Source organism: Gluconobacter sp. Dm-74, assembly GCF_018256135.1.
In the GTDB taxonomy this organism is placed as follows: domain Bacteria; phylum Pseudomonadota; class Alphaproteobacteria; order Acetobacterales; family Acetobacteraceae; genus Gluconobacter; species Gluconobacter cadivus.
Genome location: NZ_JAERLX010000014.1, coordinates 60001 through 63230 on the forward strand (window position 1 = coordinate 60001; position 3230 = coordinate 63230).

1 tRNA gene and 2 rRNA genes are annotated in these 3230 nt (G+C 54.7%); all 3 read left to right on the forward strand.

The annotated features are described in order from the left end of the window. The first annotated feature begins 166 nt into the window (after window positions 1-166). The 3 genes from JK208_RS14915 (at window position 167) to JK208_RS14925 (ending at window position 3230) form a co-directional block, all read left to right on the forward strand. Window positions 167-2903, forward strand: a 23S ribosomal RNA gene (locus JK208_RS14915). An 85-nt stretch (window positions 2904-2988) separates the two neighbouring features. Beyond that, window positions 2989-3103: ribosomal RNA gene (gene rrf / locus JK208_RS14920) — 5S ribosomal RNA — on the forward strand. A gap of 50 nt (window positions 3104-3153) precedes the next feature. Continuing rightward, window positions 3154-3230, forward strand: a tRNA-Met gene (locus JK208_RS14925).

The window sequence follows — 3230 nt, forward strand, 5'->3', positions numbered from 1 at the left end:
GCTTAGGCTTTGAAGGAGCGTTAAGGAAATGGAGAACGCATTCAGACAGCGTGAAGAAAAGTGTGACTGACACCGCATGAGTGCGGAAGTTGGCTTCATCTTTATGGTGTGGCTGGTTTCTGTGCATGTGTCTTCAGAACCGTCTTCGGATGGGAATGAAGAATGGTGTGAGAATGAGAAGGGCGTTCGGTGGATGCCTTGGCACTAAGAGGCGATGAAGGACGTGGTACGCTGCGAAAAGCCATGGGGAGCCGCGAACAGGCTTTGATCCGTGGATGTCCGAATGGGGCAACCCCCTCGCAAGAGGATCATGCACTGAATACATAGGTGTATGAGGCAAACCCGGGGAACTGAAACATCTCAGTACCTGGAGGAAAAGACATCAACAGAGATTCCGCTAGTAGTGGCGAGCGAACGCGGAGCAGGCCAATGCCTTGTCAAGAAGAAGCAAAACGGTCTGGAAAGTCCGGCAAGAATGGGTGATAGCCCCGTATGCGTAGTGTTTTGACAAGGATTCGAGTAGGGCGGGGCACGTGAAACCCTGTCTGAACATGGGGGGACCACCCTCCAAGCCTAAATACTCCTTAGTGACCGATAGCGAACAAGTACCGTGAGGGAAAGGTGAAAAGCACCCCGATGAGGGGAGTGAAAGAGACCTGAAACCGGACGCCTACAAGCAGTCGGAGCCTCTTATGGGGTGACGGCGTACCTTTTGTATAATGGGTCAGCGAGTTTCTGTTTGCAGCGAGCTTAAGCCGTTAGGTGTAGGCGTAGCGAAAGCGAGTCTGAATAGGGCGAATGAGTTGCTGGCAGAAGACCCGAAACCGAGTGATCTAGCCATGGCCAGGCTGAAGGTGCGGTAACACGCACTGGAGGGCCGAACCCACGCCTGTTGAAAAAGTCGGGGATGAGCTGTGGCTAGGGGTGAAAGGCCAATCAAACTCGGAGATAGCTGGTTCTCCGCGAAATCTATTGAGGTAGATCGTCGGGTGTTTACCCTGGGGGGTAGAGCACTGGATGGGCTAGGGGGGCCCAAAGCCTTACCAAACCTAACCAAACTCCGAATACCCAGGAGTATAGCCCGGCAGACAGACAGTGGGTGCTAAGGTCCATTGTCGAGAGGGAAACAGCCCAGACCACCAGCTAAGGCCCCTAAATCGTGGCTAAGTGGGAAAGGATGTGGGGATTCCAAAACAACCAGGAGGTTGGCTTAGAAGCAGCCATCCTTTAAAGAAAGCGTAATAGCTCACTGGTCTATTAGAAACCCTGCGCCGAAAATGTAACGGGGCTCAAGCCACGTGCCGAAGCTGTGGGTGCATACTTTAGTATGCGCGGTAGCGGAGCGTTCCGTAAGTCTGCGAAGGAGACGGGGTGACCCTCTCTGGAGATATCGGAAGTGCGAATGCTGACATGAGTAGCGACAAACAGTGCGAGAAACACTGTCGCCGAAAGTCCAAGGGTTCCTGCGCAAGGTTAATCCACGCAGGGTGAGCCGGCCCCTAAGGCGAGGGCGAGAGCCGTAGTCGATGGGAACCAGTTTAATATTACTGGGCCTGCCAGAAGTGACGAATGAGAGATGTTGTCTGTCCTTAACGGATTGAACAGGCTTTTCAATCATTCCAGGAAATAGCTCTGGCGTATAGACCGTACCCGAAACCGACACAGGTGGACTGGTAGAGAATACCAAGGCGCTTGAGAGAACGATGCTGAAGGAACTAGGCAAATTGCTCGTGTAACTTCGGGATAAACGAGACCCGCTCGTGGGCAACCATGGACGGGTGGCACAGACCAGGGGGTAGCGACTGTTTAGTAAAAACACAGGGCTCTGCGAAATCGTGAGATGACGTATAGGGCCTGACGCCTGCCCGGTGCCGGAAGGTTAAGAGGAGGTGTGCAAGCACTGAATTGAAGCCCCGGTAAACGGCGGCCGTAACTATAACGGTCCTAAGGTAGCGAAATTCCTTGTCGGGTAAGTTCCGACCTGCACGAATGGCGTAACGACTTCCCCACTGTCTCCAGCATCGACTCAGCGAAATTGAATTCCCCGTGAAGATGCGGGGTACCCGCGGTCAGACGGAAAGACCCTATGAACCTTTACTGCAGCTTTGCAGTGGCATCAGAGACATTCTGTGTAGGATAGGTCGGAGGCTTTGAAGCCGGGGCGCCAGCACCGGTGGAGCCATCCTTGAAATACGACCCTGAATTTTTCTGATGTCTAACCGAGACCAGTAAGCCTGGTCCGGGACCCTGCATGGTGGGCAGTTTGACTGGGGCGGTCGCCTCCCAAAGTGTAACGGAGGCGCGCGATGGTGGGCTCAGGCCGGTCGGAAACCGGCTGTCGAGTGCAATGGCATAAGCCCGCCTGACTGTGAGAGTGACAGCTCGATCAGAGACGAAAGTCGGCCATAGTGATCCGGTGGTCCCACGTGGACGGGCCATCGCTCAACGGATAAAAGGTACTCTAGGGATAACAGGCTGATCTCCCCCAAGAGTCCACATCGACGGGGAGGTTTGGCACCTCGATGTCGGCTCATCACATCCTGGGGCTGGAGCAGGTCCCAAGGGTTCGGCTGTTCGCCGATTAAAGTGGTACGTGAGCTGGGTTTAGAACGTCGTGAGACAGTTCGGTCCCTATCTGCCGTGGGTGTAAGAGACTTGAGAGGATTTGTCCCTAGTACGAGAGGACCGGGATGAACATACCTCTGGTGCACCGGTTGTCACGCCAGTGGCACAGCCGGGTAGCTAAGTATGGACGGGATAACCGCTGAAAGCATCTAAGCGGGAAACCCACCTCAAAACGAGGTCTCATAGAGCCGTGACAGACCATCACGTTGATAGGCCGGGTGTGAAAGTGCAGTAATGCATGCAGCTAACCGGTCCTAATCGCTCATACTTCTCACATCAAACACATGCACAGAAATCAGCCACACTCCCTTCACAAATGCACCAACCTCCACCCTCTCTCAAAAGACAGGGTGGGCTGGAAGACCTGGTGGCCATTGCGAGGGCCCTACACCCGATCCCATCCCGAACTCGGCCGTGAAATCCCTCAGCGCCTATGATACTGCACCTTAAGGTGCGGAAAAGTCGGTCGCCGCCAGGTCCCCCAGCCCACTCACACCACAAAAAATACCCCAACATCACAAACACCCACGCGGGGTGGAGCAGCCCGGTAGCTCGTCAGGCTCATAACCTGAAGGCCGCAGGTTCAAATCCTGCCCCCGCAACCA